This is a genomic window from Pseudomonas sp. 3B-A001-10F, assembly GCF_056313565.1.
The window spans coordinates 126,084-150,851 of the sequence record NZ_JBQYFW010000008.1 but is presented as its reverse complement, the minus strand read 5'-3'; the positions used below and the strand labels follow the sequence as shown (position 1 = coordinate 150,851).

Here is a 24,768-nt window from a genome sequence, read left to right as displayed (position 1 = left end):
CGGTCATCGACCACGGCCGCCTCAATTTGAGATCGACTGTGTACCGACTCGGTATCCGAACCGGTACACGGTCGTTTGCGTCAGGCACTCAGACGCGCGGTGACTTCGTTCAGCTCCCCCGACAGACTGTGCAGGTTCTGACTCGCGCTTTCGGTGCGCTGCACGTTGTCGAGGTTGGTGCTGGCGATCGAGGTGATCTCGGTGAGGTTGCGCGAGATGTCCTCGGCCACCGAGGTCTGCTCTTCGGCGGCGGTAGCAATCTGGCGGTTCATGTCGCGGATCGCTTCCACCGCGTGGGTGATGCGCTCCAGCATCGCGCCGGCCTGGGTCACCTGCTCGACGCTTTCATCACTGCGCGTCTGGCCGCTGTCGATGGCTTGCGCCGCGTCCACCGCGCCGGTCTGCACGCTCTGGATGATCTGGTTGATCTCGATGATTGACTCGGCGGTGCGTTGTGCGAGGTTGCGTACTTCATCGGCGACCACGGCAAAACCACGCCCGGCCTCACCGGCGCGCGCCGCTTCGATGGCCGCGTTCAAGGCCAGCAGGTTGGTCTGTTCGGCGATGCCGCGAATCACTTCCAGCACTTTGCCGATGCGGCCGCTGTCGGCTTCCAGACGACGGATCACCGTGGCGGTATTGGCGATTTCGCCGCGCATCTGGGTGATCGAGTGGATGGTGCTCTGCATGACCTTTTCACCCTGCTGGGCGGACTGGTCGGCATCGTCGGCCGCACGCGCAGCATCAGCGGCGTGACGCGCCACTTCCTGGGCGGTGGCGGACATTTCGTTCATCGCCGTGGCCACTTGATCGGTGCGATTGAATTGTTCGTTGGTGCCGCCGGCCATGGTCGTGGCGATCGCATTCAACTCACCGCTGGCGCTGTCCAGATCGCTGGCGCTGCGTTGCAAACGGGTGAAGGTTTCGGCGAGGAAATCGCGCAAGGTGTTGGCGGCGGCGGCGAGGTTGCCCAGCTCATCCTGGCGGTCGCTGACCACGCGCTCGGCGAGTTTGCCGCGACTCAACTGGGTGACGTAATCGATCAGTTTGCGGATCGGCTCGACCAGGTTGCGGTTGACCAGCCACAGGCTCAACAAGCCGATCAGCAGACCCGACGCGAGCATCACCAGCAGCCCCAGCCACACGGTGCGATCAGCCTCGGCACTGATCAGCGCCGACTGCGCGGTACCTTGCTTGCGCAACTCGGCGACCAGCTCGCTCATCTGATCGCTGGCGGCGCGGTCGACACCTTTGACCGCGCTGTCGCCCGCCGTCGGATCACCACCGGCCGCTACGTAGGCATCGCGGCCCTTCTGGTAGGCAGCGCCGAGCAGACGATGTTCTTCACGCAGACGTTCGATGCGGGTTTTCAGCGCCGGCTCGATGCCTTTCTGGCCGGCCAGTTCGCCGAGGATGTTTTGCACATCGCGCTGACGGTCCTCGAACTGCCCCCAATATTTGCTCAGATCCGCCGGTTGCTTGCCGCGCAGCAGAACGTTTTTCCATTCCTGCACCTGCACCTTGAATTGCAGGTTGGCCTCGTCGATCAATTGCGAAGTGTGCAAGGGACCGGCGATCAACTGGCTGTAACTCTGCACGCCGTTGGAGAGGAAATGAAAACAGGCCAGGGCAATCAACAGCACCGCCAGCAGGCTGCCGCTCAGCAGGGCGAGAATTTGCGCTCTCAGGGATTTTTGCAGCATCGAAAGATACTCAGGACAAGGATGAGGCACGCCCGGTAAGGCGTGAAATTTTGCCGGACATCCCTGTCGGCACGCCTTGGCTCATGGCCAAGCGCGCGCAACGTAACCCAAGTGTGATCGGCACGCCAGAGCGCCTCTTGAAGAAAATCCGACCATCGGTAAGTCGCTGATTTGACGTCACTTTGCCGTCACATAAACGTCATGTGACATTGCGATGATGCGGCTCAGTGAACCTGCCATTTGCACAACCGACGCACCCTCCTCGCAGCGAGCCTTCATGAACCACAGCCTCGATATCAGCCATCGCGATCCCGATCTGTTTGGCCTGCTCTACGGCTTTCGTTTCCTGCCCGGCGAACGTGGCCGCGAAGTCGACTCGGCGACAGCGTTGCGCTGCTTGCAGGACGATAACGACACGGGCGAATTCCTTTGGCTGCACCTCAATCTGGCGCATGCGGCGTGCGAGCGCTGGATGAAAAGTCATCTGCAATTGCCCGAGGAGTTTTTCGAAGCGTTGCACGAAGGTTCGCGGTCGACGCGCATCGAGCATGTCGACTCGGCGTTGCTGGCGGTGGTCAACGATGTCGTGTTCAACCTCAGCAGCATGGTCTCCTCGGACGTGTCGACGCTGTGGGTCTGTGTGCGCAGCAAACTGATCGTCAGTGCGCGTCTGCAACCGCTGCACTCGGTGGATAAATTGCGCTCGTCGGTGAAGGCCGGCGAGCGTTTTCGTTCGCCCTCGGAATTGCTCGTGCATCTGCTGCGCGATCAGGGCGAAGTACTCACGCAAATCGTGCGCAAGACCAGCATGAGCGTCGATCAGGTCGAGGACGAATTGCTCTCCTCGCGGCTGTCGACCAACCGTGCCGAACTCGGCGCCAATCGCCGTGTGCTGGTGCGGCTGCAACGGCTGCTGGCGCTGGAGCCGGGTTCGCTGCTGCGTCTGCTCAACCGGCCGCCGCCCTGGTTGCAAAAGGAGGACGTCAAGGAGCTGCGCAAATCCACCGAGGAGTTTGCGCTGATCATCAACGACCTCACCGCCCTCGGCGAGCGGATCAAACTGTTGCAGGAAGAGATCGCCGCCAACCTCAACGAACAGAGCAACCGCACGCTGTTCACCCTGACCGTGGTGACGGTACTGGCGCTGCCGATCAACATCATTGCCGGTTTTTTCGGGATGAATGTGGGTGGGGTGCCGTTGTCGCAGGATCCGGAAGGGTTCTGGATTCTGGTTGCACTGGTGGCGACGTTTACCGTGATTGCCGGGCGGTGGGCGTTTCGCAAACGCGGGGATTACTGACGCCTGAACGCTCGTTCCCACGCTCTGCGTGGGAATGCATCAAGTGACGCTCTGCGTCACAGGGACGCGGAGCGTCCCGGGCGTCATTCCCACGCAGAGCGTGGGAACGAGCAGAAGACCGACGGTGGGGCTAATCAGCCAAACACTGACATGGCGCAGTTTCTCTGTAACATTCTGCAACGATCATGGGCGACATTCCTTCCCTCGCTCAGGATTGTCCTGCCATGGCTACTCCCTCCCTGACCGCCAGCCCCGCGTCCGCCCACAGTGGCAGGCCAGCCCTCGACAAGAAAACCGGCCCGTTTACCTACGTGATCTTTTTCGCCGTGTTGGCGCTGGGAATGCTGTTCACCGCTTACAGCCTGATGCACGACATGCACGAACTCGGCACGGTAGTCACCACGTGGACGCCGTTCCTGCTGCTCGGCGTGGCGCTGCTGATTGCCCTGGGTTTCGAGTTCGTCAACGGTTTCCACGACACCGCCAACGCCGTCGCGACGGTGATCTACACCCACTCGTTGCCGCCGAATGTCGCGGTGGTCTGGTCGGGGTTCTTCAACTTTCTCGGCGTGTTGCTTTCGAGCGGCGCGGTGGCGTTCGGCATCATCGCGTTGCTGCCGGTGGAGTTGATTCTGCAGGTCGGTTCGTCTGCCGGTTTCTCGATGATTTTCGCCCTGCTGATCGCGGCGATCCTGTGGAACCTCGGCACCTGGTGGCTGGGCTTGCCGGCGTCGTCTTCGCACACGCTGATCGGTTCGATCATCGGCGTCGGCGTGGCCAACGCCTTGATGCACGGCCGTGACGGCACCAGCGGTGTCGATTGGGCGCAGGCGACCAAGATCGGTTACGCCTTGCTGCTCTCGCCGCTGGTAGGTTTCGGTTGCGCGGCGCTGTTGCTGCTGGCGCTGCGTGCGTTCGTGAAGAATCGCGCGCTGTACAAGGCCCCTAAAGGCAACACCCCGCCGCCGTGGTGGATTCGCGGTTTGCTGATTCTGACCTGCACCGGCGTGTCCTTCGCCCACGGCTCCAATGACGGCCAGAAAGGCATGGGCCTGATCATGCTGATTCTGGTCGGCACATTGCCGATGGCCTACGCCTTGAACCGCACCATGCCCGAAGAACAATCGCTGCAGTTTGCCGCCGTGGCGCAAGTCACCCAGCAGGCGCTGGTGAAAAGTGCACCGCTGCCGACGCCCGCCGATCCGCGTGCGGTGCTCTCCGATTATGTGCGCAGCAAGGACGCCACGCCGCAACTGATCCCCGCCCTCGCCGCCCTCACTGGGCACATCGGTGAAGAAGTCAAAGGCTACGGCTCGCTGGCGAAAGTCCCGGCCGAAGCCATGGGTAACGTGCGTAACGACATGTACCTGGCCAGCGAAAGTATTCGCCTGATGGACAAGAACAAGGTCGGCAATTTCGATGCTGACACCAGCAGCAAACTGCAACTGTTCAAGCAGCAGATCGACAACGCCACACGGTTTATTCCGCTGTGGGTGAAGATCGCCGTGGCCATCGCGCTCGGGTTGGGCACCATGGTCGGCTGGAAGCGGATTGTGGTGACGGTCGGCGAGAAGATCGGCAAGACCCATCTGACCTATGCCCAGGGCGCCTCGGCGGAAACCGTGGCGATGTTGACCATTGGTGCGGCGGACATGTTTGGTTTGCCCGTTTCGACGACCCATGTGTTGTCTTCGGGGGTAGCCGGGACCATGGTCGCCAACGGTGGCGGGTTGCAGATGAGGACCATACGCAATCTGTTGATGGCGTGGGTGCTGACACTCCCCGCCGCCATTCTGCTGTCAGGCAGCCTCTACTGGCTGTTCACCCAGATCTTCTAATTCGCACAATTCTCCTTGTGGGAGCGAGCTTGCTCGCGAAAGCGGTGGATCAGTCAACTCTGAATTGACTGACACGCCGTCTTCGCGAGCAAGCTCGCTCCCACATTGGTTTAGTGTTCAGGTTTAGAGCGCAGAGCGGATCAGATCGCCCAGCCAATCCATAAACACCCGCACCCGCAACGGCAAATGCCGTTGCCGCGCATACAACAATGAAATCCCCATCGCCGGCGCGGTGAATTGCGGCAATACGGTCACCAGTTCGCCGTTATCCAGATGCGGTTGCATGCCGGTACGCGGCACCTGCGTCAGACCAAAACCGCCCAGGCACGCCGACTCGTAAGCGTCAGTGCTGTTGACCGTAATGCTGCCAGCCATCGGCAAGCGTTTAACCTGACCGCCCTCCTCATACACAAAACCTTCCGAACGCGAACCGAGCACGCCGACGTAATGCACCAGTCGATGCTGCGCCAGATCTTCCAGGGTTTGCGGCACGCCGTAACGCTCGAGGTAGGCGGGGCTGGCGCAGTTGACCATGGGGAAGTCACCGAGATGTCGCGCGACCACCGATTGATCCGGCTGCGCGCCAATCCTCACCACGCAATCGAAGCCTTCGCTAAGCAAGTCCACGCGGCGATCGGTGCTGCTGATTTCCAGCTCCAGGTTCGGATGACGCGCCATGAATTGCGGCAGGCGCGGCATGATCAGACGCCGCGCGAGAATGTTCGGCATGTCGATCCGAATGCGCCCGGTCAGCGACGCCTCGTCCTGGCGGAACAAGCCCTCGATCTCGTCCATGTGCGAGAGCAGGTCCTTGCTGCGCTCGTACAACACCAGACCGTCCTGCGTCGCCTGCACCTTGCGTGTGGTGCGTTGCAGCAGACGCGTGCCGAGCAGGGTTTCCAGCGCTTGCACATGTTCGGACACGGTCGAGCGCGGCAAGCCAAGGCTCTCGCCCGCGAGGGTAAAACTCGACAGTTCGCTGACCCGGACGAAGGTGCGCAGCAGTTCCAGTTTGTTCATAAGGCACCTATGGATTGTTCGGCTGAGCCGATTAGTGATTCCGTTTTCAACCTGTTTATCACCCCTTGGCGGACAAATAAACTGAGCCCATCACCACTCACCGCAATCGAGGAAGCCTCCATGAATCGCAAAATCGCATTGATCACCGGCGCCAGTCGCGGCTTGGGCAAAAACGCCGCCCTGCACCTCGCCGCTCAGGGCATCGACATCATCGGCACCTACAACAGCCGCGCCGATGAAGCCCAGGTGCTGGTAACCGAACTGCAAGCACTCGGCGCGAAAGCCGTGATGTTGCAACTGGACGTCGGCCGCAGCGAAAGCTTTGCCGATTTCGGTACACGTGTTGAGCAGGCGTTGCAGCAGACGTTTGACCGTCAGCGTTTTGATTTCCTGATCAACAATGCCGGGATCGGCGTGCATGCGTTGTTTGCCGAGACCACTCCGGAGCAGTTTGATTTGCTGATGAACATTCAGTTGAAAGGGCCATTCTTCCTGACCCAACAGTTGCTGCCGCTGATCAACGATGGCGGGCGGATCATCAATATTTCCAGCGGCCTGACCCGTTTCAGTCTGCCGGGTTACGGCGCCTATGCGGCGATGAAAGGGGCGATGGAAGTGCTGACCCGTTATCAGGCCAAAGAGCTGGGGGCCCGGCAGATCGGCGTGAACATTCTCGCCCCGGGCGCCATCGAAACTGACTTCGGCGGTGGCGCCGTAAGAGACAACTCGGCGCTGAATGCAATGGTCGCCAGCAACACCGCATTGGGCCGTGCCGGGCAGCCGGATGACATTGGCGGGGCATTGGCGTTGTTGCTGTCGCCGGGTGCGCAGTGGATCAATGGTCAGCGGGTCGAGGCATCCGGCGGCATGTTCCTCTAACCAACGCTGAAATACTTTCCCTGGTAGGAGCTGCCGAAGGCTGCGATCTTTTGATCTTGTCTTTAAAAACAAAATCAAAAGATCGCAGCCTTCGGCAGCTCATACAGGGGGATCGAGGTTAGTTCTGGCAAGCGTTACGGGTCATGAAGCGCTCACGTACCACGTCATAGCCCCAGTGATAAACGTAGGTGTACGGCAGGAAAAACAGCAACACGCCGATGTCGAGCAAAAACGCCTGCCACAGGCTGACCGACAGCCACCAGGCAATCAGCGGCACGCCCATCACGATCAAGCCGCCTTCGAACAGCAGCGCGTGCACCACACGTATCCAAGCGTTGTGCGCGACGTTCATGCGTTCCAGCATCCGGTCGAAGAAACGGTTGAACACCACGTTCCAGCCCAGCGCCAGCAACGCGATCAACACGGTCACCGCGCCCATTTCAAGCATCGGTTTTTGCATGATCCACGCCAGCAACGGGGTGCAGATCAGGATGGCCAGCAGTTCGAAACCAACGGCCTGGAAAATACGTTCAGTGATCGATTTGTGGGCAGTCATGGCCTGACTCCTTGAGTGAAGAGGGTTGCCATGATCTATGCTCGCATCGATACTTCATAACCAATAACCATCGATCAAGGCGATAGTTGATGATCTCGCAGGAAGTGCTGTTGGCGTTTGTCCAGGCGGCGACCCAAGGCTCGTTTTCGGCAGCGGCGCGCAAACTGGGGCGCAGTCAGTCGACCATCAGCGCGGCGGTGGCCAGCCTTGAGATCGATCTGGATCTGCAGTTGTTCGATCGCAGCAGCCGCAAACCGGCGCTGACCCCGGCCGGGCATGTGATGCTGCAACGCGCTGAGGCGATTCTGGCGGCCAGCAGTCGTCTGGAAATGACTGCGCGGCAGTTGTCCCAAGGCGTCGAGCCGAAGCTGACCGTGGCGATTTCCGACACTTATCAGTCGGACCGTTTTGAAGCGGCGCTGGTCGGGTTTGAGCAGCGTTATCCGGATCTGGAGCTGGAATGCCTGATCGCCGAATGCGATGACCTGATCGAGCTGGTGCAGCGCGGTCGTGCGCATCTGGCCTTCGCCGAGATGCAAGAGAGCTACCCACCGGACCTGGCGACCTCGACGGTGGCCGAGCGCACGGAAATCGCCCTGTTCGTCAATCGCGATCACGCGCTGGCCAAGCTTGATCACGTTGATCAACACGTCCTGGAACAACACCGTGAATTGCGCCTGGCGACCATCGTCAATCCTTACGACAGTCGCGGCAAAGGTCGGGTGTGGTCGGCGCCGAGTTATCTGATGTTGCTGGAAATGGCCGAGAAAGGTTTTGGCTGGGCGCCGTTGCCGCGTTGGCTGGCGCAGCGTTTTGGCAATGATTTGTTGGTGGAGTTGAAGGTGCGCGGCTGGCCTAAGCCGGTGTTTGTTGATGCGTTGTGGTCGCGGCTGTATCCGCCAGGGCCGGCGGGGAGCTGGTTGTTGAGCAAGATGCTGGAATAGCGGCGCGCCTAATCGCTAGCCGGCATGAAGCCAAAAGCCCCTCACCCCAGCCCTCTCCCGGGGGGAGAGGGGGCCGACCGAGGTGTCTGCGCTGTACATCGACCTGAGAGACCGCGTCGATTATGGATTCATTGGATATGAGCTCAAAAGCCCCTCACCCCAGCCCTCTCCCGGAGGGAGAGGGAGCCGACCGAGGTGTCTTGCGCTGTACATCGACCTGAGAGACCGCGTCGATTATGGATTCATTGTGGCCTTAAACCTCGACCAGATTGGGTCGATTATGGATTCACCGCTGAGCGTTCAGGTCGGCGTACTTCTACAGCATCCCCCAATCAGTCCCCTCTCCCCCTGGGAGAGGGCTAGGGTGAGGGCAATTCCAGTGCCGAAAGCCGCCCTTCGATAAAACGCCGCTCTGGCTCCTGCCGCGTCAATTCCAACGCTCGAAGATACGCCAACCGCGCCTCCGCCAACCTACCCAACTGCCGACAAAACTCCGCCCGCGCCGAATGCGCCAAGTGGTAATCCTGCAACTCGCCGCGACCCAAAATCCCTTCAATCAGATTCAAACCGTTCAGCGCCCCATCCCGCTTGGCCACCGCCACCGCCCGGTTCAACTCGATCACCGGCGAAGGCACCGCACGCAACAGCACGTCATACAAACCAACGATCTGCTCCCAATCCGTCTCCCCCGCCGACGGCGCCTCAGCATGAACCGCCGCAATCGCCGCCTGCAAACAATATGGCCCAAAGCGCCGCGTGGTCAGCGCATGCTCGACCAGCGCACAACCCTCAGCAATCAACCCGGCATCCCACAGTGAACGGTCCTGATCATCCAATAGCACCAGTTCACCACTCGGCGAAGTGCGCGCCGACCGTCGCGACTCGTGCAACAGCATCATCGCCAGCAGCCCCATCACCTCCGGCTCCGGCAGCAATTCCATCAACAGTCGCCCAAGCCGTATCGCCTCGCGGGTCAGATCCTCACGGATCAACTCGGCCCCGCATGACGCCGAATACCCTTCGTTGAACACCAGATAAATCACCCGCAACACGCTATCGAGGCGCTCGGGCAGTTCGCTCAGGCTCGGTACTTGATAGGGAATTTTCGCGTCACGAATCTTCGCTTTGGCGCGCACGATGCGCTGGGCAATCGCTGCCGGCGCGGAGAGAAAGGCGCGGGCGATTTCCTCGGTGGTCAGGTCGCAGACTTCGCGCAACGTCAGCGGCACTTGCGCATCCGCTGCCAGCGCCGGGTGACAACAGGTAAAGATCAGCCGCAGGCGATCGTCTTCCACGTCTTCACCGCTCCAGTCGGCTTGTTCCAGTTCTTCCAGTTGCGCCAGCAACAGGGGTTGCGAGGCTTTGAACCGAGCGCGGCGGCGCAATACGTCAATCGCCTTGAAGCGCCCGGTGGACACCAGCCAGGTGCGCGGGTTGTCCGGCACGCCGTCGCGTTGCCAGCGTTCGACCGCGACGAAGAACGCCTCGTGCAAGGCTTCTTCGGCGAGGTCGAAATCACCCAGCAAGCGAATCAGCGTCGCCAGGATCCGCCGCGACTCTTCGCGGTAGACCTGCTCGACCCGCGCCTTGACCTCAGACATTCAATTGCCGCACCGGTCGTACTTCAACGCTGCCCACCCGCGCCGCCGGAATATTGCCGGCAACCTGAATCGCTTCGTTGAGGTCCTTGGCGTCGATCAGGTAGAAACCGGCCAATTGCTCCTTGGTTTCGGCGAACGGGCCGTCGGTGATCGACAGTTTGCCGTTGCGCATACGCACCGTGGTGGCGGTCTGCACCGACTCCAGCGCCTCGGCGGCAACCATCCGCCCACTGCCCTGAATCGACTCGGCGTAGGCCCAGCACTCGGCGTCTTCCGGGCTGTCGGGCGACGAATGCAGCAGGCGTTCATCGCTATAGACCAGGCATAAATACTTCATGGCGTTCTCCTGAATCGGACGGTTCAACTATGGCTGAAGATCAGGGAGTCACATCGAACAGGGTCGCGCCGCTCATCGGATCGAACGGCGCCGACCAGTGTTCGTGGGCGATTTTCCACGCCCCGTCAACCTGCCGATAGCAAGCGGTGACGCGCATCCAGCAGCTCTGGGTTTCGCCCTTGTCATTGGTGCCGCCGCAGTTGGCCACCCAGTGGGCGAAGGCGATGTTGTCAGCACTTTCGATGGCGATTTCGTGGAACTCGAAAATGTGCGGGCCGGGGCACATTTCCATGCACTCGACCCAGTGCGCGCGGTAGGCGGCTTTACCCTTGAATTGCAGGGCCTTGATCGCGTCGAAAGAGACGATGTCGTCGGCGTACAACGCCATGACTTTCTCCACGTCCTTTTTCATGACGGCTTCGCGGTAGGTGTTGATCAGGGTCTGAATCTCGGTTTGTGCGCTCATGGTGTACTCCGTGTTTTTGTTGTGAAGACACCCTTAGTCGTTCGGCGAACGGGCAGATCGACAGGCGAAACAAAAAATTTCCGCAGAAGACAAAATCGCTAGAATCCGAGCCTCATCTTTGTAGGAAAAAGGAAATTCCCGTGTCAGCCCAACTCGTGCCGTACGACAACCTCAATGCCTTGCAGCGTGAGCAAGTCGAGGCAATTGAAATCCATGTCGAGCAGATCAAGTTCTCCGGTGATATCCACGGTGCTTTGCACACCCTGCTGTCGAAACCCGGCCCCGGGGTGAAGGGTTTTGCGCTGCTGGCGGATGACGTGCCGGTGGCGTTTCTGTTGCTCAAGCGCCCGCCGGTGTTGCCGGCTTGGGCCGATGAACACAGCGCCACCCTGCATGCGTTGCAGGTCGATCGCCGCGCTCAGGGCAAGGGTTACGGCAAGGCGTGTCTGCAAGCGTTGCCCGAAGTTGCACGTCAGGCGTGGCCGGAGATCAAGGGGCTGGAATTGTCGGTGGATGCGGATAACGACGCGGCCATCGCGCTGTACGCCAAGCACGGCTACGTCGACAGCGGCGAAGCGTACAAGGGCCGGATCGGTTACGAACGGCGCATGGGCCTGTTTTTCTAAGTCATCGAGGGAAGCACCATGATCGACTCAATCGAAGCACTGGAAGCGATTTACGGACTACCGCATGAACGAGCGCTGCGCAAGCAGATCGGTTTTCTCAACGAGGATTATCAAGCAATGGTGCGCCTGTCGCCGCTGGTGATTGTCAGCTCGGTGGGCACCGATGGCCTGGATAATTCGCCGCGCGGTGACAAAGCCGGGTTTGTGCGGATCATTGACGAACGCACGCTGGCGTTGCCCGATCGCCCAGGTAACAACCGCATCGATACCTTGCGCAATGTGCTGCACGATTCGCGGCTGTCGTTGTTGTTCATTATTCCGGGGATTGGCGAGACGTTGCGGGTCAATGGTACGGCGACGATCAGCGCTGATCCGCAGTTGCTGGAAAGCTTTGCGGTGAACGGCAAACCGGCGAAAACGGTGTTGCTGGTGACGGTGGAAGCGGCGTTCTTTCATTGTTCCAAAGCGTTTGTACGCTCGGATGCGTGGAATCCTGAAACGCATCTGCCGCGCTCGGCTCTGCCCTCCGCCGGCGCGTTTCACAAACGCCTGAATGACGGCCAGTTCGACGCCGAAACCTACGACCGTGAAGCGCCGAAACGCGTAACCGACACCCTCTACTGACACAACTCGATCCCTTGTAGGAGCTGCCGAAGGCTGCGATCTTTTGACCTTGCTGTTAAAAATCAAGATCAAAAGATCGCAGCCTTCGGCAGCTCCTACAGTGGAGATCGGGCTGGCTTTAGAGTGTGAGGATCATCTCGTGCCACGCCATGCCGCCGTGATCGGACTCAGACGGTTTGATGTAAGCGAAGCCAAAGCCTGCATACAGCGGGATGTGTATTTCTTTGCACATCAAATGAATGGTCGCCTTGTCCATCCCGCGCATGCGCTCGATGAACTCGCCCATCAAGCGCTTGGCCAGCCCCTGCCCTTGATAATCCGGGTGCACCACCACGGACATGATCACCACGTTCGGCCCTTTCGGGTCGTGGCCGATCAGCTCCTTAAACGCCTCGTCCGACATCTGCACGTCAAACGCCGCGCCGGAATTGACGAAGCCTGCCACCACGCCCTCCACTTCGGCGACGACAAAACCTTCCGGCCAGGTGGCAATGCGCGTGGCGATCTTCTCGCGGGTGGCCGCTTCGTCACCTTCGTAGGCAACGGTTTCGATGGCGTAGCAGCGGTCCAGATCGGCGGCGGTGACGTTGCGGATAACGGTGTTCATGGCGGCTCGGAAATCGGCAGAAGAAAGTGCCGAAAGCATAAAGGAATAAGGCCTGCATATCGATGCGCAAGGGCGGCGTAAAGCCTGCGTATAAGTGCTTTTCTTCGGGTTCGCGGCGGGCTATTTCTCAGGTGTGTCTCTGATCACCCTTGGGGGAAACCGTTTATGAGCAGCGTTGAAATCGGCCTGTTGATGGTGTTGGGCATCAGTACGTTCGGCTTTATCACTCTCGGCATCGACCTGTTGCGGGCGCGACGGTTGGGCAAGAGTAAACGCGGTTGAAAACCATGAGGCGGATCAGTGATCCGCCTCATGTCTGTTGGTTCAGCCCTTGGTATCGACCGGCACGCAGATTTCCAGTTTGCCGGTGTGCAGCCGCGGATTGAAATCGGCGCTATAGCGCTCCAGTTCCGGGGCATTGAGCTCTACGTAGTGCGAGGTCGGCAGCCAGGTCTTGTAGATGTATTGCAGGGTTTGCGGCAGCTGTTCGAGCGGCCCCTTGTGCTCGAACACCGCGTACTGGCGAGGCAGCACTTCGACCCACTGGTAGACCTTCTGGTCGAGGTCATCGAGCTTGCTGATTTCTACCCCGGCGATGTAATCGAAGCCGCCCTTGCCGTCGAAATTGCTGCAGACACCGTAGGTCACTTCGTTCTTTTGCCCCTGGATCTTTCCCAGGTGCGGCAAGAATTTTTCCCACAGCGCCGGAATGTCCTTGGCTGTGTCTTGGGTAAATCGACCGCGAAAACCTGCAATCAGCAAGAAGTGTCCATGTTCGAAGCGAGGTTCAGCCACTTCGACGCGTTTTTGCTCATCCATGACTCGACTCCTGGAACAAAAAAGGGGGTTCGGCTGGGAGTATAGAAAGCCAAAGCCGATTCGCACGTTTACAGCGCGTGCAACTGCTCGACGGCGCCCGAACCGACAAATTCGTTGTAGCCAGATACGATCACGTACACCGCGAAATAGCAGAAGATCGCTGCAGATGCCAGGTACGAATAGCGCAACAGCTTATCGCCCAACAGCTTGCCACCATGGCTCGCAGCGAAGCACAAACCCGCCGACCACAGCAGTCCGGCGCAGAGGAACCCACCGAGGAACAGCGCCGAACTCAAAGGACCGCCACCACCGGAACGCGCAATCAAGGTGCCGCCCACCGCCGCGAACCAGAGAATCGCGCTCGGCGACGACATGGCGAGAAAAATCCCCCGGAAGAATTCCTTGCGATGGGAGTTCTGCCCCACTTCCGCCGTCTCGGCCAGCAGCGCTTCGTGATGGATCGCCGAGTAAATCATCTTTGCCGCAAAGTAGATCAGCAGCGCCGAACCACCAATCCACAACACCCAGCGCACGGTTTCGTATTGCAGCAAAACCGTCATTCCAGCCAACGCCAGCACCGCATAAATCAGGTCGCCAACACAGGTGCCGAGGCCCAGCGCAAAGCCCTGAAAGTAACCACGCTGCATCGCCAGGGTGATCATGGCGATGTTGGCCACGCCGATATCCAGGCACAGCGAAAGGCTCAGCAAGAAGCCGCTGGTGAATTCCATCTACCGATTTCCTTGGGACAAAATTGTTTACAAACGGGCTGGACAGTATGCCATCACTGACCTTATCTTCCGCCACAGGTCACCGCAGTGACCAGCGTCGCTCGGACGGTTCCGGGCGCTTACGTTATCCGAGGCAACAATGGCTGAACAAGGTTCGCCGCGCCGCTTTGCGCGCATAGATCGACTCCCCCCTTACGTTTTCAACATCACCGCCGAGCTAAAAATGGCTGCCAGGCGTCGTGGTGAAGACATCATCGACTTGAGCATGGGCAACCCCGACGGCGCCACGCCGCCGCATATTGTCGAAAAACTCGTGCAAGTCGCTCAACGCGAAGACACCCACGGTTACTCCACGTCAAAAGGCATTCCACGCCTGCGCCGGGCGATTTCCAACTGGTACAAGCAACGCTACGAGGTCGACATCGACCCGGAAAGCGAAGCGATTGTCACCATCGGTTCCAAGGAAGGCTTGGCGCATTTGATGCTGGCGACCCTGGACCAAGGCGACACCGTATTGGTGCCAAACCCGAGCTACCCGATTCACATCTACGGTGCGGTGATTGCCGGTGCCCAGGTGCGTTCGGTGCCGCTGGTGCCAGGCGTGGACTTCTTCGATGAACTGGAACGGGCCATTCGCGGTTCGATTCCGAAACCGAAAATGATGATCCTCGGCTTCCCGTCCAACCCGACCGCACAGTGCGTGGAACTGGACTTCTTCGAACGGGTGATCGCCCTCGCCAAGCAGTACGACGTGCTGGTAATTCACGATCTGGCGTACGCCGACATCGTCTACGACGGCTGGAAAGCCCCGTCGATCATGCAAGTGCCGGGCGCCAAGGACATTGCTGTGGAGTTTTTCACCCTGTCCAAGAGCTACAACATGGCCGGCTGGCGCATCGGTTTCATGGTCGGTAACCCGGAACTGGTCAACGCTCTGGCGCGGATCAAGAGTTACCACGACTACGGCACCTTCACCCCGCTGCAAGTGGCGGCGATTGCCGCGCTGGAAGGCGATCAGCAGTGTGTGCGCGACATCGCCGAGCAGTATCGCCAGCGCCGCAACGTGCTGGTCAAAGGCCTGCATGAACTGGGCTGGATGGTTGAGAATCCGAAGGCGTCGATGTACGTCTGGGCGAAGATTCCTGAGCAGTACGCGCATCTGGGTTCGCTGGAGTTTGCCAAGAAACTGCTGGCCGAGGCCAAGGTCTGCGTCTCGCCGGGGGTGGGTTTTGGTGAGTATGGCGACGATCACGTGCGCTTTGCGCTGATCGAAAACCAGGACCGCATTCGTCAGGCGGTGCGCGGGATTCGCGGGATGTTCCGGGCGGATGGGTTAGTTACCAAATAACTGACCCGCCTCTGATCGTTCCCACGCTCCGCGTGGGAACGATCACCCACAAAAAAACCGCATCGCTGCGGTTTTTTTGTGTCTGCGTGAAGCCGCTTAAACGAACAGCGACAACAGCAGGATAAAGCCCAACGCGACGATGGAGAGGATGGTTTCCATCGCCGTCCAGGTCTTGAACGTCTCGGCCACGGTCATGTTGAAGTACTGCTTCACCAACCAGAAACCGGCGTCGTTCACGTGGGACAGGATCAGCGAACCGGCGCCGGTGGCCAGCACCAGCAACTCACGGTTAACGCCCGGGATCATCCCCACCACCGGCACGACAATGCCCGCGCCCGTGATGGTCGCCACAGTCGCCGAACCGGTCGCGATACGGATCACCGCCGCCACCAGCCACGCCAACAGGATCGGCGAGATCTGCGCGCTGACCGCCATGTGGCCAATCACGTCGCCCACACCGCTGGTGACCAGCATCTGCTTGAAGCCACCGCCGGCACCGATGATCAGAATGATCGCGGCGGTTGGCGCCAGGCTCGCGTCGAGCCACTTGAGCATTTGCTGCGAACCGATGCCCTGCTTGTGCCCGAAGGTGTACAGCGACAGCAGCAACGCCAGCAGCAGTGCCGAGATCGGGTGACCGATCATGTCCATCCAGGTGCGGAAGAAGTGACCGTCCGGCAGCGCCACGTCAGCGAAGGTTTTCAGCAGCATCAGGAACACCGGCAGCAGCACGGTGATCAGGGTGATGCTGAAGCTCGGCAGCGTGGTCGAGTCGTCATTTTCGCGGGCCAGTTGATCGACCAGTTCCTGATTCGGGTGACCCGGAATGTGCTTGGCGATGAACGTACCGAAGATCGGACCAGCAATGATCGCGGTCGGCAGCGCAACGATCAGACCGTAGAGAATGGTCTTGCCGATGTCAGCGCCAAACACGCCGATGGCCAGCAGCGGACCCGGGTGCGGTGGCACCAGACCGTGCACGGCGGACAGACCAGCGAGCAGTGGGATACCGATCTTGATGATCGACACGCCGGTGCGGCGCGCAACGATGAACACCAACGGAATCAGCAGGACAAAGCCGATTTCGAAGAACAGCGGGATGCCCACCAGAAACGCGGCGAACATCATCGCCCACTGGACTTTGTCTTTACCGAACGCACGGATCAGGGTCTGGGCGATCTGATCCGCCCCGCCCGATTCGGCCATCATTTTGCCGAGCATGGTGCCCAGCGCAAGGATGATGCCGACAAAACCGAGCACGCCACCGAAGCCGTCCTGGAACGCTTTGATGATGGTGCCGATCGGCATGCCCGACGTCAGGCCGAGGAACGCGGCGGCGATGGTCAGGGAAATGAACGGGTGAATCTTGAATTTGGTGATCAGGATAATCAGGCCGATTACCGTGACCACTGCATCGAGCAGCAGGTAGGCGTCGTGGGACATGCCAAACATTGGGGGTGTCTCCTGGATTGTTGTTGTTATTAAAGCGGGTTAAACAGAAGTCGGAAGGACAGCGCTATCTCTTTCAACACACTCATACCGCCTGTTTCAGACCGTGGGCCTGCCACCAGACGTGAGCCTGGGACGCCAGTTCTTCAACACTGTGGATCGAAGCATTCAACGCCAACGTCAACGGCTCACCTTTCGGCGATTCGAGGGTGGCGAACTGGCTTTCGATCAACGTCGCAGGCATGAAGTGGCCCGGACGGTGGGACACACGTTCAGCGGCAACTTCAGGGGTCAATTCAAGAAACACGAAACCCAGGCCCGGCAAGGCGCTGCGCAACACTTCGCGATAACTGTGTTTAAGGGCCGAGCAGGTCAGCACCGGGCGTTTGCCCAGCGCGTCAACGCGACGCAGTTCATCGCACAGGCTGTCGAGCCAGCCGGCACGGTCGTCGTCGTTCAGGGGGATCCCCGCGCTCATCTTTTCGATGTTCGCGGCCGGATGGAAAGTATCGCCTTCAATGGCAGTGGCGCCGCTCAATTGGCACAGGGCCTCGCTGACGCACGTCTTGCCGCAACCGGCAACGCCCATGATGACCAGGGCGGTGATGGGATGACTCATATAACACCTCAGCGCGCAGACAGCGCTACCTTTGCTAGCTATGACTCTAGTGCACAGGCAGAAGTTGCCGACGCCTTCTTGTCGTTTTTTTGGGTTGCAGCAGGTTTGTTCCCAACGCCAAAAAGCGAAGATCAGGCAGGACCTCGCTTACGCATTTACAGCTGCATCAGGACAGCGCTACCTTAGTGCCTTGATTTTTGTTTGGCAAGCCGCCCGATGACCTCCCCTAAAAACGATAAAAACACTCGCACCACCGGCCGTCCCACCCTGAATGAAGTTGCCCGCCTGGCCGGTGTCAGCCCGATTACTGCCTCCCGGGCCTTGCGCGGTGTCAGCACCGTGGCCACTGACCTTGTGGAAAAAGTCCAGAAAGCCGCGCTCGAACTCAACTACGTGGTCAACCCTGCCGCCCGCGCATTGGCCTCGGCGCAGAGCCATTCGGTCGTGGTATTAGTGCCTTCACTGTCCAACCTTCTGTTCATCGATACGCTGGAAGCGATTCATCGGGTACTGACGCCCAAAGGCTTCGAAGTGCTGATCGGCAACTTCCACTATTCACGCGATGAAGAAGAAAACCTGCTGCGCAACTACATGGCCTATCAGCCGCGTGGATTTTTGCTGACTGGGTTTGATCGCACGGAAAGTTCGCGACGGATGATCGAGGCGAGCAACATTCCCTGCGTGTACATGATGGAACTGGACAGCGCTGCCGGGGTGAATTGCGTAGGGTTCTCGCAACTGAGTGCCGGTGAAACGGCGGCCGAACATTTACTTTCGCGTGGGCGCAAGCGTCTGGCTTACATCGGTGCGCAACTTGATCAGCGCACCTTGTTGCGCGGTGAAGGCTTTCGCAAAGCGTTGCAAAAGGCCGGGCGTTACGACCCGGATCTGGAAGTACTGACGCCTCGTTCTTCATCGGTGGGCTTGGGCGGGGAGTTGTTTTTGCAATTGCTCGCGGCGCATCCGGACGTTGATGCGATCTTCTTCGGTAACGATGACCTGGCGCAGGGTGCGTTGCTGGAGGCGCTGCGCAACGGCATCAAGATTCCCGAGCAGGTAGCGATTCTCGGTTTCAACGACTTGCCGATGTCCGAACACATGGTGCCGCGCCTGAGCAGCATCAACACCCCGCGTGAAGCGATTGGCCGGCGCGCGGCGGAGCAGATGCTGACGTTGATGGCCGGTAACAGCGTGGCGCGTCCGGTGGAAGACATGGGCTTTGAACTGAAGATTCGCGAAAGCACCTGACTTCCCACAGATTCAAGGTTGAAACACAATCCCTGTGGGAGCGAGCCTGCTCGCTCCCACATTGGATCTCCACAGTCGCTAGTGGCTGAGCAGATCAACCAGAGCCAGTGCGCCCTTTTGTAAGGGCTGGCTCTTGAGCCATACCGCATGCACCGGCATCACCAGACCATTTTCGATGTTGCGGAAATTCAGCCGTTTCAGTCGCCCGGACTCAATCCACGACTGCACCACCGACAGCGGGAAATTACCCCAGCCCAATCCTGCCTCGACCATTTCCATGGCCGTCTCGAGATTGTCCGTGCGCCAATACGACTCCGCCACCAACGGCCGTGTTTCGCTGATTGGCAAGTCACGACTGGCGACGATGATTTGCCGTACATGCACCAGATCCTCGAGAAACAGATCCTGCCCCTGCAACAACGGACTGTCCGCGGCCAGGGTGGCGATCATCCGTTCGCTGCCGACAAACTGAAAACGCTCCAGTACATTCATGCTCAATCCGGCGAACGCCAGGCACAGGCTGACGCGGCCGCTGTGCAGCATCGCCAGTACGTCGTCCTGCGGCGCGGTCAGCACTTCGATATCGAGCAGCGGATGCCGCTCGGCGATCAGCTTGATCGCCGCCAGCAAACGGCGCCGGTCGATGTCCGCGACCACGCCGATCGACAGCTTGCTCTCCAGCCCCAGCGACAGTTCCACCGCGTGCACTTGCAGTTGCTTGAGTTGCTCGGCGATCAGCCGCGCGTGTGGCACCAGCGACAGCGCCATTGCCGTGGGTTGTGGTTCGCGATGGCTGCGGTCGAACAGCAGATAACCGAGTTCCGCCTCAAGGTTGCCGATGCCCATACTTACGGCCGACGGGACTTTGCCCAGCGCACGCGCCGCCGCCGAAAACGAGCCGCGTTCGATTACGGAAAGAAACAGCTCGATGCTGTCACTGTTGAAATTCACTTTGCACACCTATCAACAAAACTGAAAGCTACTGACTTTTTCTGTCAGCTCTATTGAAGCTATCTTTTGCCGCCTTCGCCAGTCCCGCTGGCCAACAAACGGCAAGAAAGAGGCAACCCCCATGCAAGGCGTCAAACGCAAACTGGTCTATGTGTCGCTCTATGAAGTGATCGGCATGACCTTCTCCGCCCTCGGTCTGGCGTTGTTGTCCGGCACTTCACCGGGCAGTACCGGGCCACTGGCGGTGATCATCACCACCATCGCCGTGACCTGGAACTTCATTTACACCTCGTTGTTCGAGCACTGGGAAAGCCGCCAGCAATCGCGCACGCGCACAGTGAAACGCCGTATCGCTCACGCGGTGGGCTTTCAACTGACGCTGATCGTGTTTCTGATTCCGTTGATCGCGTGGTGGATGAACATCAGTCTGGTGCAGGCGTTTCTATTGGATCTGGCGCTGATCATTTTCATCCCCTGCTACACGTTTGCCTTCAATTGGCTGTTTGACCGGATTTTCGGGCTGCCAGCCTCGGCGCTACCGGATTCGGCGGCTGCGGCATAAATCGTTAATTCGTAAGCAGATATTGCGAGAATTCAGCGGTTTATCTGTTTAATCCGCCGATATTCACAATCCGTGAACTCCGATAGCAGGCTAAGCTTTTCCATCAATAAAAAATGGACCAGCCCATGACTGCACACGCCCCCGCCACCGCGCAAAGCGACGGCATCGACCCGATCCGCGCCGCTCAGGTGTCCGCCCGCATCGATCGCCTTCCGGCGGTCGCGACGATCTGGCGGCTGGTGGCGCTGCTTTCGATCGGTGGATTTTTCGAACTCTACGACCTGTTCCAGACCGCTTACATCAGCCCCGGGCTGATCCGCGACGGGATCTTTGCCACTGGCAATCAGGGCGTGTTCGGTTTCTCTGATCAAGCGGCGTTTGCCTCGGCAACGTTTCTCGGCCTGTTCCTCGGCGCCAGTCTGCTCAGCCCATTGGCGGATCGTTTCGGCCGCCGTGCGATCTTCACCTTCGCGCTGGTCTGGTACACGGTGGCGACGGTGTTGATGGGGATTCAGAGTTCGGCGCTGGGTATCATCTGCATGCGCTTTCTGGTTGGCATCGGCCTGGGCATCGAGCTGGTCACCATTGATGCCTACCTTTCTGAACTGGTGCCGAAACGCATGCGCAGCTCAGCCTTTGCCTTCGCGTTTTTCGTGCAGTTCCTGTCGGTGCCGGCGGTGGCATTGATGTCGTGGTGGCTGGTGCCGCAAGCGCCGTTCGGGGTCTCCGGCTGGCGTTGGGTGGTGCTGGCCAGCGCGGTGTTTGCGCTGTTTATCTGGTGGCTGCGCAAACGTCTGCCGGAATCGCCGCGCTGGCTCGCGCAGCATGGCCGCTTTGAGGAAGCCAACCGGATTCTCGACCACATTGAAACCCGTTGCCAGAAGGACTACGGCAAACCGCTGGACGCCCCCGAAGCCGTGCCCGTCGACGTCGAAGGCAAGGGCCGTTTTGCCGATATCTGGCAGCCGCCGTATCGTCGCCGCGCGTTGATGCTGATCGTCTTCCACATCTTCCAGGCAATCGGTTTCTTCGGTTTCGGCAACTGGCTGCCGGCGCTGCTGTCCGGCCAAGGCGTCAGCGTCACCCACAGTTTGATGTACGCCTTCATCATCACCCTCGCCTACCCGCTCGGGCCGCTGCTGTTCGTGAAGTTCGCCAACCGCTTCGAAAACAAATGGCAGATCGTCGGCTCGGCCCTCGGCGCGATGACCTTCGGCACCTTGTTCGCCCTGCAGACCAGCGCATTCGGGCTGATCTTCTGCGGGGTGATGATCACCTTCTGCAATGCCTGGCTGAGTTTCAGCTATCACTCGTACCAGAGCGAACTGTTCCCGACCAACATCCGCGCGCGCGCCGTGGGTTTCTGTTATTCGTTCAGTCGCTTGTCGACAGTGTTCAGCAGCTTGTTGATCGGCTTGTTTCTCGACAATTTCGGTACGCCGGGGGTATTGGCGTTTATCGTCAGCAGCATGCTGATCGTGATGCTGACCATCGGCTGGTTCGGCCCGCGCACGCGCAATCTGGCGCTGGAGAACATCGCTCATCGCTGATGGGACAACGGTCATCCTCTGCCACTTATCGGCAAGGGATGACCGCCACGAATACCTGACTGATGATCAAGTTGTTGAAATAAAAGGATTTATTCAAAAGGCACGGTAATTGCTCCGATACGCGAGTCAGCAATTACCTACAGGTCTACACGTCATGTTGATCAGTGCCAAACAACAGCAAATCATTCACCTGCCCAAAGCGTTGAATGACGATGCGACGTCCATCGCCGCAGCCGGTCTGCAAGGTGGTCTGCACGGCGCAATGCTGCAAACCCTGCAAAACCAGCCCCAGGCGCAAACCGCCGAAGCCACTGCCAAGGTGCAGGACTCGGCCACACAGATCGCCACCCAGCAAGTCAGCGAAGCCACACGCATCAGCGATAACGTCGACGAAGCGTTCGCCAAGACCCGCGTGAACCTGCAATCGACCGACGCCACCACAGCCTCGGCGGCATCCGCCACTGACGAGTTCAAGGACTACATGAGCAAGACGCCGGAACAGCGTCTGCGCGACAGTATCCTGCAGTCCATGGGGCTGACCGAAGACGACATCAAAGCCATGCCGCCGGAGAAACAACTGGCCATCGGCAAAGAGATCGCCGAGCGCTTGCAGGACAAAATGAAGTTGGCGCAGGCGGAAAAAGACAGCGATGTGAAGGACAGCGACAAGCAGGCGGGCAAGTTTCTCGCTGCGCTCTAAGTTTCATAACATTGAAAGAAGGCCCCACGAGGGCCTTTTTTTCCGTTTGGGGCTTTGCGCCTTTCATCGGTTAACCGGAAATCAGCCCCTTTACCTGTAATTTCTGACAGTAGACAGCGGATTCTGCTTGCCGAAGTATGACCTCGAGCGCGTCCTAGCGTCGACGTGCTCCCACCTACTATCGACAAGGAAGAAAGTCATGACCAATAAAATGAAAAATGCAGCTATCAACGCCAGCGGACACTTTGCCCTATACGTGAATGAGAACGGCAATGGCGAAGTGCTGGTTGCTACCAGCCGGCTCGTAATGGATTTAAGTTCTGACCATTCATACATAGCCGGGCGGGCGAGTGAAGTCCTCACCGCTCAGGGGATTGATATCTATATCGCTAAAAAAATCGAGGCAAACAAGACTTACGCCTTCGAAAAAGGAGCCGTCGGTGGCAACTACAACCCGAAAAACTTTCAGGGTGCTTCCTGGGATTCAATTTCTGAGGGCGGTTCGGTCACAATCGATGAAGTAGATTTGGTTAATGGCACCGTAAAGGGCAGTTTCAAGTTCACCGCCAGATCGCTGGACAACAGCCAATTCGCAGACGTCCGTGGAAACTTCAATTTGCAAAAATAGGTCGTCTGTCTTCTTGATGCCTACAGGTAACAGCCCCTCATTTCGAAGGGCTGTTATTTGGCATCTTCAATTCAACTGCAACGTCTCATTGAACTGACTGATAGCATCCACCACATGCCGCGATCCCTGCTGAATCTCCAGAATTACCTCCCCCGCTTCATTCGCCAGCTCCACACCTAGCCCGGTGCGACTCAGGCTTGACTGCATACTCGACACCGCGCTCAGTGACAGGTCATGGTTCTTGCGCACTACCTCGACAATTTCCAAGGTTGCCTGACTGGTTCGCGCCGCCAGACTGCGCACTTCATCCGCAACCACGGCAAACCCGCGTCCATGTTCACCGGCTCGCGCCGCTTCGATGGCGGCATTGAGCGCCAGCAAGTTGGTCTGGTCGGCAATGCCGCGAATGGTCTGGACGATGGTGCCGATGATGTCCGATTGCTTGCTCACCGCATCGATACTCGCCGCCGCTTCGTTGAGGTCGCGGGAGATGTCCTGAATGATCTGCACGGTTTGCTGCACGACCTGTGAGCCTTTTTGCGCGCAGGCGTCGTTTTGTACCGAGGTGCTGTGGGCCGATTCAGCAGCGTTCTGCAACGTGGTCATCTGATGGGTGATGTCGCTGGCGAACTTGACCACTTTGTACAAGCGGCCTTTGGCATCGAATAACGGGTTGTACGAGGCTTCGAGATAAACCATCTGCCCCGACTTGTTCTTGCGCTCGAAACGGTGCGAGTGATATTCGCCGCGGTTGAGCGAGGCCCAGAATGCCTTGTACTGCGCGGACTCGGCTTCGGCGCGATGGCAGAACAGGCTGTGATGATGGCCGACGATTTCGTTGAGCGAGTACTGCATGGTCTTCAGAAAGTTGTCGTTGGCGGCGATGACATTACCTTCCGGGGTGAACTCGATCACCGCCATCGAGCGGCTGATCGCCGCCAGCATGCTTTCTTCTTCATGTTCTTTATTAACCCGAGCGGTGATGTCGGCGGCCACTTTGATCACGCTCTGGACCTGTTTGTCCGGGCCATATACCGGCATGTAACTGGCTTCGAGCCAGACTTCCCTGCCGGCCTTGTTCAAGCGCAGGAAAGTGCCGCTGATCGGCTCACCGCGCGCCAGGTCACGCCACAATTTGGCGTACTCCTCGCTGCGATAGAAAGCCTCTTCACAAAACACCCGGTGATGTTTGCCACGCACTTCATCGGCGCTGTAGCCCATGGTCTTGCAGAAGTTTTCATTGGCATCCAGAACGATGCCGTCAGGGCTGAACTCGATCATTGCCATTGAACGGCTGATCGCGGCCAACTTCGCATTGGCCTCGGTCAGGGCGCAGCTGAAGCGCTCGATTTCCTGCAGGTCAGCCTTGTGATGTAGGTTGAACATGGTTGTATCACCTTCCGCGCGGACTTTTGATTTGATGAAAGTTCAGTTCTTTCACGATCCACCACTACGTTCCACAGAACAGGCACACGCATTCCTCCACAGGAGGAAGTTGTCAGGTGATAAATGATGATCAATCGGAGCGTCCATGCAGCGACGCTCTAATCAAGACATCCTTCTCTTGATAGCCCGCACGCGGGCCAGCCCTAACGCGTTGAAGAACTTCCATGTAAGCGACGCTCCTTGTTGGTTCAGTGTCGGTGCCTTGGGTTGCGCACT

24 protein-coding genes and 2 pseudogenes are annotated in these 24,768 nt (G+C 59.0%); 12 read left to right on the top strand and 14 right to left on the bottom strand.

Annotation, left to right across the window (positions count from 1 at the left end; translation table 11 throughout):
• Positions 1 to 80 precede the first annotated feature (80 nt).
• A complete protein-coding gene (locus AC0ZWN_RS10710; protein ID WP_476335002.1) occupies positions 81 to 1,703 on the bottom strand; it encodes a methyl-accepting chemotaxis protein in 1,623 nt (540 codons plus the stop codon).
• 277 nt (positions 1,704 to 1,980) lie between these two features.
• Here AC0ZWN_RS10710 and AC0ZWN_RS10705 point away from each other — a divergent pair, with 277 nt between their 5' ends.
• On the top strand, positions 1,981 to 3,003 hold the full coding sequence (locus AC0ZWN_RS10705) for a transporter (RefSeq protein ID WP_099756971.1): 1,023 nt from the start codon (positions 1,981 to 1,983) through the stop codon (positions 3,001 to 3,003).
• Positions 3,004 to 3,227: 224 nt separating this feature from the next.
• Positions 3,228 to 4,841: an inorganic phosphate transporter gene (locus tag AC0ZWN_RS10700; RefSeq protein WP_476335001.1), complete on the top strand. Its 1,614-nt coding sequence runs from the start codon at positions 3,228 to 3,230 to the stop codon at positions 4,839 to 4,841.
• A 123-nt stretch (positions 4,842 to 4,964) separates the two neighbouring features.
• On the opposite strand, the gene AC0ZWN_RS10695 is transcribed toward AC0ZWN_RS10700, so the two are convergent.
• Positions 4,965 to 5,861, bottom strand: coding sequence for a LysR family transcriptional regulator (locus AC0ZWN_RS10695; protein WP_476335000.1), 897 nt, complete (start codon positions 5,859 to 5,861; stop codon positions 4,965 to 4,967).
• Positions 5,862 to 5,981: 120 nt separating this feature from the next.
• Between AC0ZWN_RS10695 and AC0ZWN_RS10690 the strand changes: the two genes are divergently transcribed.
• Complete coding sequence (locus AC0ZWN_RS10690) at positions 5,982 to 6,740, top strand: SDR family NAD(P)-dependent oxidoreductase (protein WP_476334999.1); 759 nt, start codon at positions 5,982 to 5,984, stop codon at positions 6,738 to 6,740.
• Between the two features lie 118 nt (positions 6,741 to 6,858).
• Here the strand turns inward: AC0ZWN_RS10690 and AC0ZWN_RS10685 are convergent, their stop codons facing one another.
• Positions 6,859 to 7,296 (bottom strand): multidrug/biocide efflux PACE transporter, encoded by a 438-nt coding sequence (locus AC0ZWN_RS10685; RefSeq protein WP_186625354.1) that lies wholly within the window; start codon positions 7,294 to 7,296, stop codon positions 6,859 to 6,861.
• A gap of 89 nt (positions 7,297 to 7,385) precedes the next feature.
• Between AC0ZWN_RS10685 and AC0ZWN_RS10680 the strand changes: the two genes are divergently transcribed.
• Entirely contained in the window at positions 7,386 to 8,240 is an 855-nt protein-coding gene (locus AC0ZWN_RS10680; RefSeq protein ID WP_476334998.1) for a LysR family transcriptional regulator, read from the top strand.
• 359 nt (positions 8,241 to 8,599) lie between these two features.
• Here the strand turns inward: AC0ZWN_RS10680 and AC0ZWN_RS10675 are convergent, their stop codons facing one another.
• From AC0ZWN_RS10675 to AC0ZWN_RS10665, 3 genes are read right to left on the bottom strand one after another with little or no spacing between them, the layout of a single operon-like run.
• Positions 8,600 to 9,841, bottom strand: a complete 1,242-nt coding sequence (locus AC0ZWN_RS10675) for an RNA polymerase sigma factor (RefSeq protein WP_476334997.1) — start codon at positions 9,839 to 9,841, stop codon at positions 8,600 to 8,602.
• The gene (locus AC0ZWN_RS10670) at positions 9,834 to 10,178 is read right to left on the bottom strand and encodes a YciI family protein (protein WP_008081988.1); all 345 of its coding nucleotides are present in this window, start codon (positions 10,176 to 10,178) and stop codon (positions 9,834 to 9,836) included. The genes AC0ZWN_RS10675 and AC0ZWN_RS10670 overlap by 8 nt, the downstream gene beginning before the upstream one ends.
• Positions 10,179 to 10,218: 40 nt before the next feature.
• A complete protein-coding gene (locus AC0ZWN_RS10665; RefSeq protein WP_476334996.1) occupies positions 10,219 to 10,644 on the bottom strand; it encodes a YybH family protein in 426 nt (141 codons plus the stop codon).
• Between the two features lie 140 nt (positions 10,645 to 10,784).
• Between AC0ZWN_RS10665 and AC0ZWN_RS10660 the strand changes: the two genes are divergently transcribed.
• Both AC0ZWN_RS10660 and AC0ZWN_RS10655 read left to right on the top strand, forming a co-directional pair.
• Positions 10,785 to 11,270 carry a GNAT family N-acetyltransferase gene (locus AC0ZWN_RS10660; RefSeq protein WP_476334994.1) on the top strand — a complete coding sequence of 162 codons (486 nt, stop codon included), beginning with the start codon at positions 10,785 to 10,787 and terminating at the stop codon, positions 11,268 to 11,270.
• Between the two features lie 18 nt (positions 11,271 to 11,288).
• Positions 11,289 to 11,894 (top strand): pyridoxamine 5'-phosphate oxidase family protein, encoded by a 606-nt coding sequence (locus AC0ZWN_RS10655; RefSeq protein WP_220556878.1) that lies wholly within the window; start codon positions 11,289 to 11,291, stop codon positions 11,892 to 11,894.
• A 118-nt stretch (positions 11,895 to 12,012) separates the two neighbouring features.
• Here AC0ZWN_RS10655 and AC0ZWN_RS10650 read toward each other — a convergent pair whose 3' ends face one another.
• From AC0ZWN_RS10650 to AC0ZWN_RS10640, 3 genes are all read right to left on the bottom strand, one after another.
• Positions 12,013 to 12,501, bottom strand: coding sequence for a GNAT family N-acetyltransferase (locus tag AC0ZWN_RS10650; RefSeq protein ID WP_476334993.1), 489 nt, complete (start codon positions 12,499 to 12,501; stop codon positions 12,013 to 12,015).
• A 324-nt stretch (positions 12,502 to 12,825) separates the two neighbouring features.
• Positions 12,826 to 13,320, bottom strand: coding sequence for a GyrI-like domain-containing protein (locus AC0ZWN_RS10645; RefSeq protein WP_093430441.1), 495 nt, complete (start codon positions 13,318 to 13,320; stop codon positions 12,826 to 12,828).
• Between the two features lie 68 nt (positions 13,321 to 13,388).
• On the bottom strand, positions 13,389 to 14,051 hold the full coding sequence (locus tag AC0ZWN_RS10640; RefSeq protein ID WP_041479200.1) for a LysE family translocator: 663 nt from the start codon (positions 14,049 to 14,051) through the stop codon (positions 13,389 to 13,391).
• Between the two features lie 139 nt (positions 14,052 to 14,190).
• Between AC0ZWN_RS10640 and alaC the strand changes: the two genes are divergently transcribed.
• Positions 14,191 to 15,399 carry an alanine transaminase gene (alaC, locus tag AC0ZWN_RS10635; protein WP_430947631.1) on the top strand — a complete coding sequence of 403 codons (1,209 nt, stop codon included), beginning with the start codon at positions 14,191 to 14,193 and terminating at the stop codon, positions 15,397 to 15,399.
• Between the two features lie 96 nt (positions 15,400 to 15,495).
• Here the strand turns inward: alaC and AC0ZWN_RS10630 are convergent, their stop codons facing one another.
• Together AC0ZWN_RS10630 and AC0ZWN_RS10625 are read right to left on the bottom strand one after the other, a co-directional pair.
• Positions 15,496 to 16,851 carry a GntP family permease gene (locus AC0ZWN_RS10630; protein ID WP_095048166.1) on the bottom strand — a complete coding sequence of 452 codons (1,356 nt, stop codon included), beginning with the start codon at positions 16,849 to 16,851 and terminating at the stop codon, positions 15,496 to 15,498.
• 82 nt (positions 16,852 to 16,933) lie between these two features.
• Entirely contained in the window at positions 16,934 to 17,467 is a 534-nt protein-coding gene (locus AC0ZWN_RS10625) for a gluconokinase (protein ID WP_095048167.1), read from the bottom strand.
• A 216-nt stretch (positions 17,468 to 17,683) separates the two neighbouring features.
• Here AC0ZWN_RS10625 and gntR point away from each other — a divergent pair, with 216 nt between their 5' ends.
• Entirely contained in the window at positions 17,684 to 18,715 is a 1,032-nt protein-coding gene (gene gntR / locus AC0ZWN_RS10620; RefSeq protein ID WP_093430446.1) for an HTH-type transcriptional regulator GntR, read from the top strand.
• A gap of 78 nt (positions 18,716 to 18,793) precedes the next feature.
• Here the strand turns inward: gntR and AC0ZWN_RS10615 are convergent, their stop codons facing one another.
• Positions 18,794 to 19,666 carry a LysR family transcriptional regulator gene (locus AC0ZWN_RS10615; protein ID WP_476334990.1) on the bottom strand — a complete coding sequence of 291 codons (873 nt, stop codon included), beginning with the start codon at positions 19,664 to 19,666 and terminating at the stop codon, positions 18,794 to 18,796.
• Between the two features lie 121 nt (positions 19,667 to 19,787).
• On the opposite strand from AC0ZWN_RS10615, the gene AC0ZWN_RS10610 reads away from it, so the two are divergent.
• The 4 genes from AC0ZWN_RS10610 (at position 19,788) to AC0ZWN_RS10595 (ending at position 23,106) form a co-directional block, all read left to right on the top strand.
• Positions 19,788 to 20,228 carry a PACE efflux transporter gene (locus AC0ZWN_RS10610; protein ID WP_034153370.1) on the top strand — a complete coding sequence of 147 codons (441 nt, stop codon included), beginning with the start codon at positions 19,788 to 19,790 and terminating at the stop codon, positions 20,226 to 20,228.
• 125 nt (positions 20,229 to 20,353) lie between these two features.
• On the top strand, positions 20,354 to 21,778 hold the full coding sequence (locus AC0ZWN_RS10605; RefSeq protein WP_186625336.1) for an MFS transporter: 1,425 nt from the start codon (positions 20,354 to 20,356) through the stop codon (positions 21,776 to 21,778).
• A 154-nt stretch (positions 21,779 to 21,932) separates the two neighbouring features.
• Positions 21,933 to 22,478 (top strand): hypothetical protein, encoded by a 546-nt coding sequence (locus tag AC0ZWN_RS10600; protein WP_476334988.1) that lies wholly within the window; start codon positions 21,933 to 21,935, stop codon positions 22,476 to 22,478.
• Between the two features lie 199 nt (positions 22,479 to 22,677).
• Positions 22,678 to 23,106, top strand: a complete 429-nt coding sequence (locus AC0ZWN_RS10595; protein ID WP_476334986.1) for a hypothetical protein — start codon at positions 22,678 to 22,680, stop codon at positions 23,104 to 23,106.
• Between the two features lie 66 nt (positions 23,107 to 23,172).
• Here the strand turns inward: AC0ZWN_RS10595 and AC0ZWN_RS10590 are convergent.
• Both AC0ZWN_RS10590 and AC0ZWN_RS10585 read right to left on the bottom strand, forming a co-directional pair.
• Positions 23,173 to 23,598, bottom strand: a pseudogene (locus tag AC0ZWN_RS10590) (methyl-accepting chemotaxis protein); the annotation flags it as partial.
• 117 nt (positions 23,599 to 23,715) lie between these two features.
• Positions 23,716 to 24,492, bottom strand: a pseudogene (locus AC0ZWN_RS10585) (PAS domain-containing protein); the annotation flags it as partial.
• Positions 24,493 to 24,768: the final 276 nt, after the last annotated feature.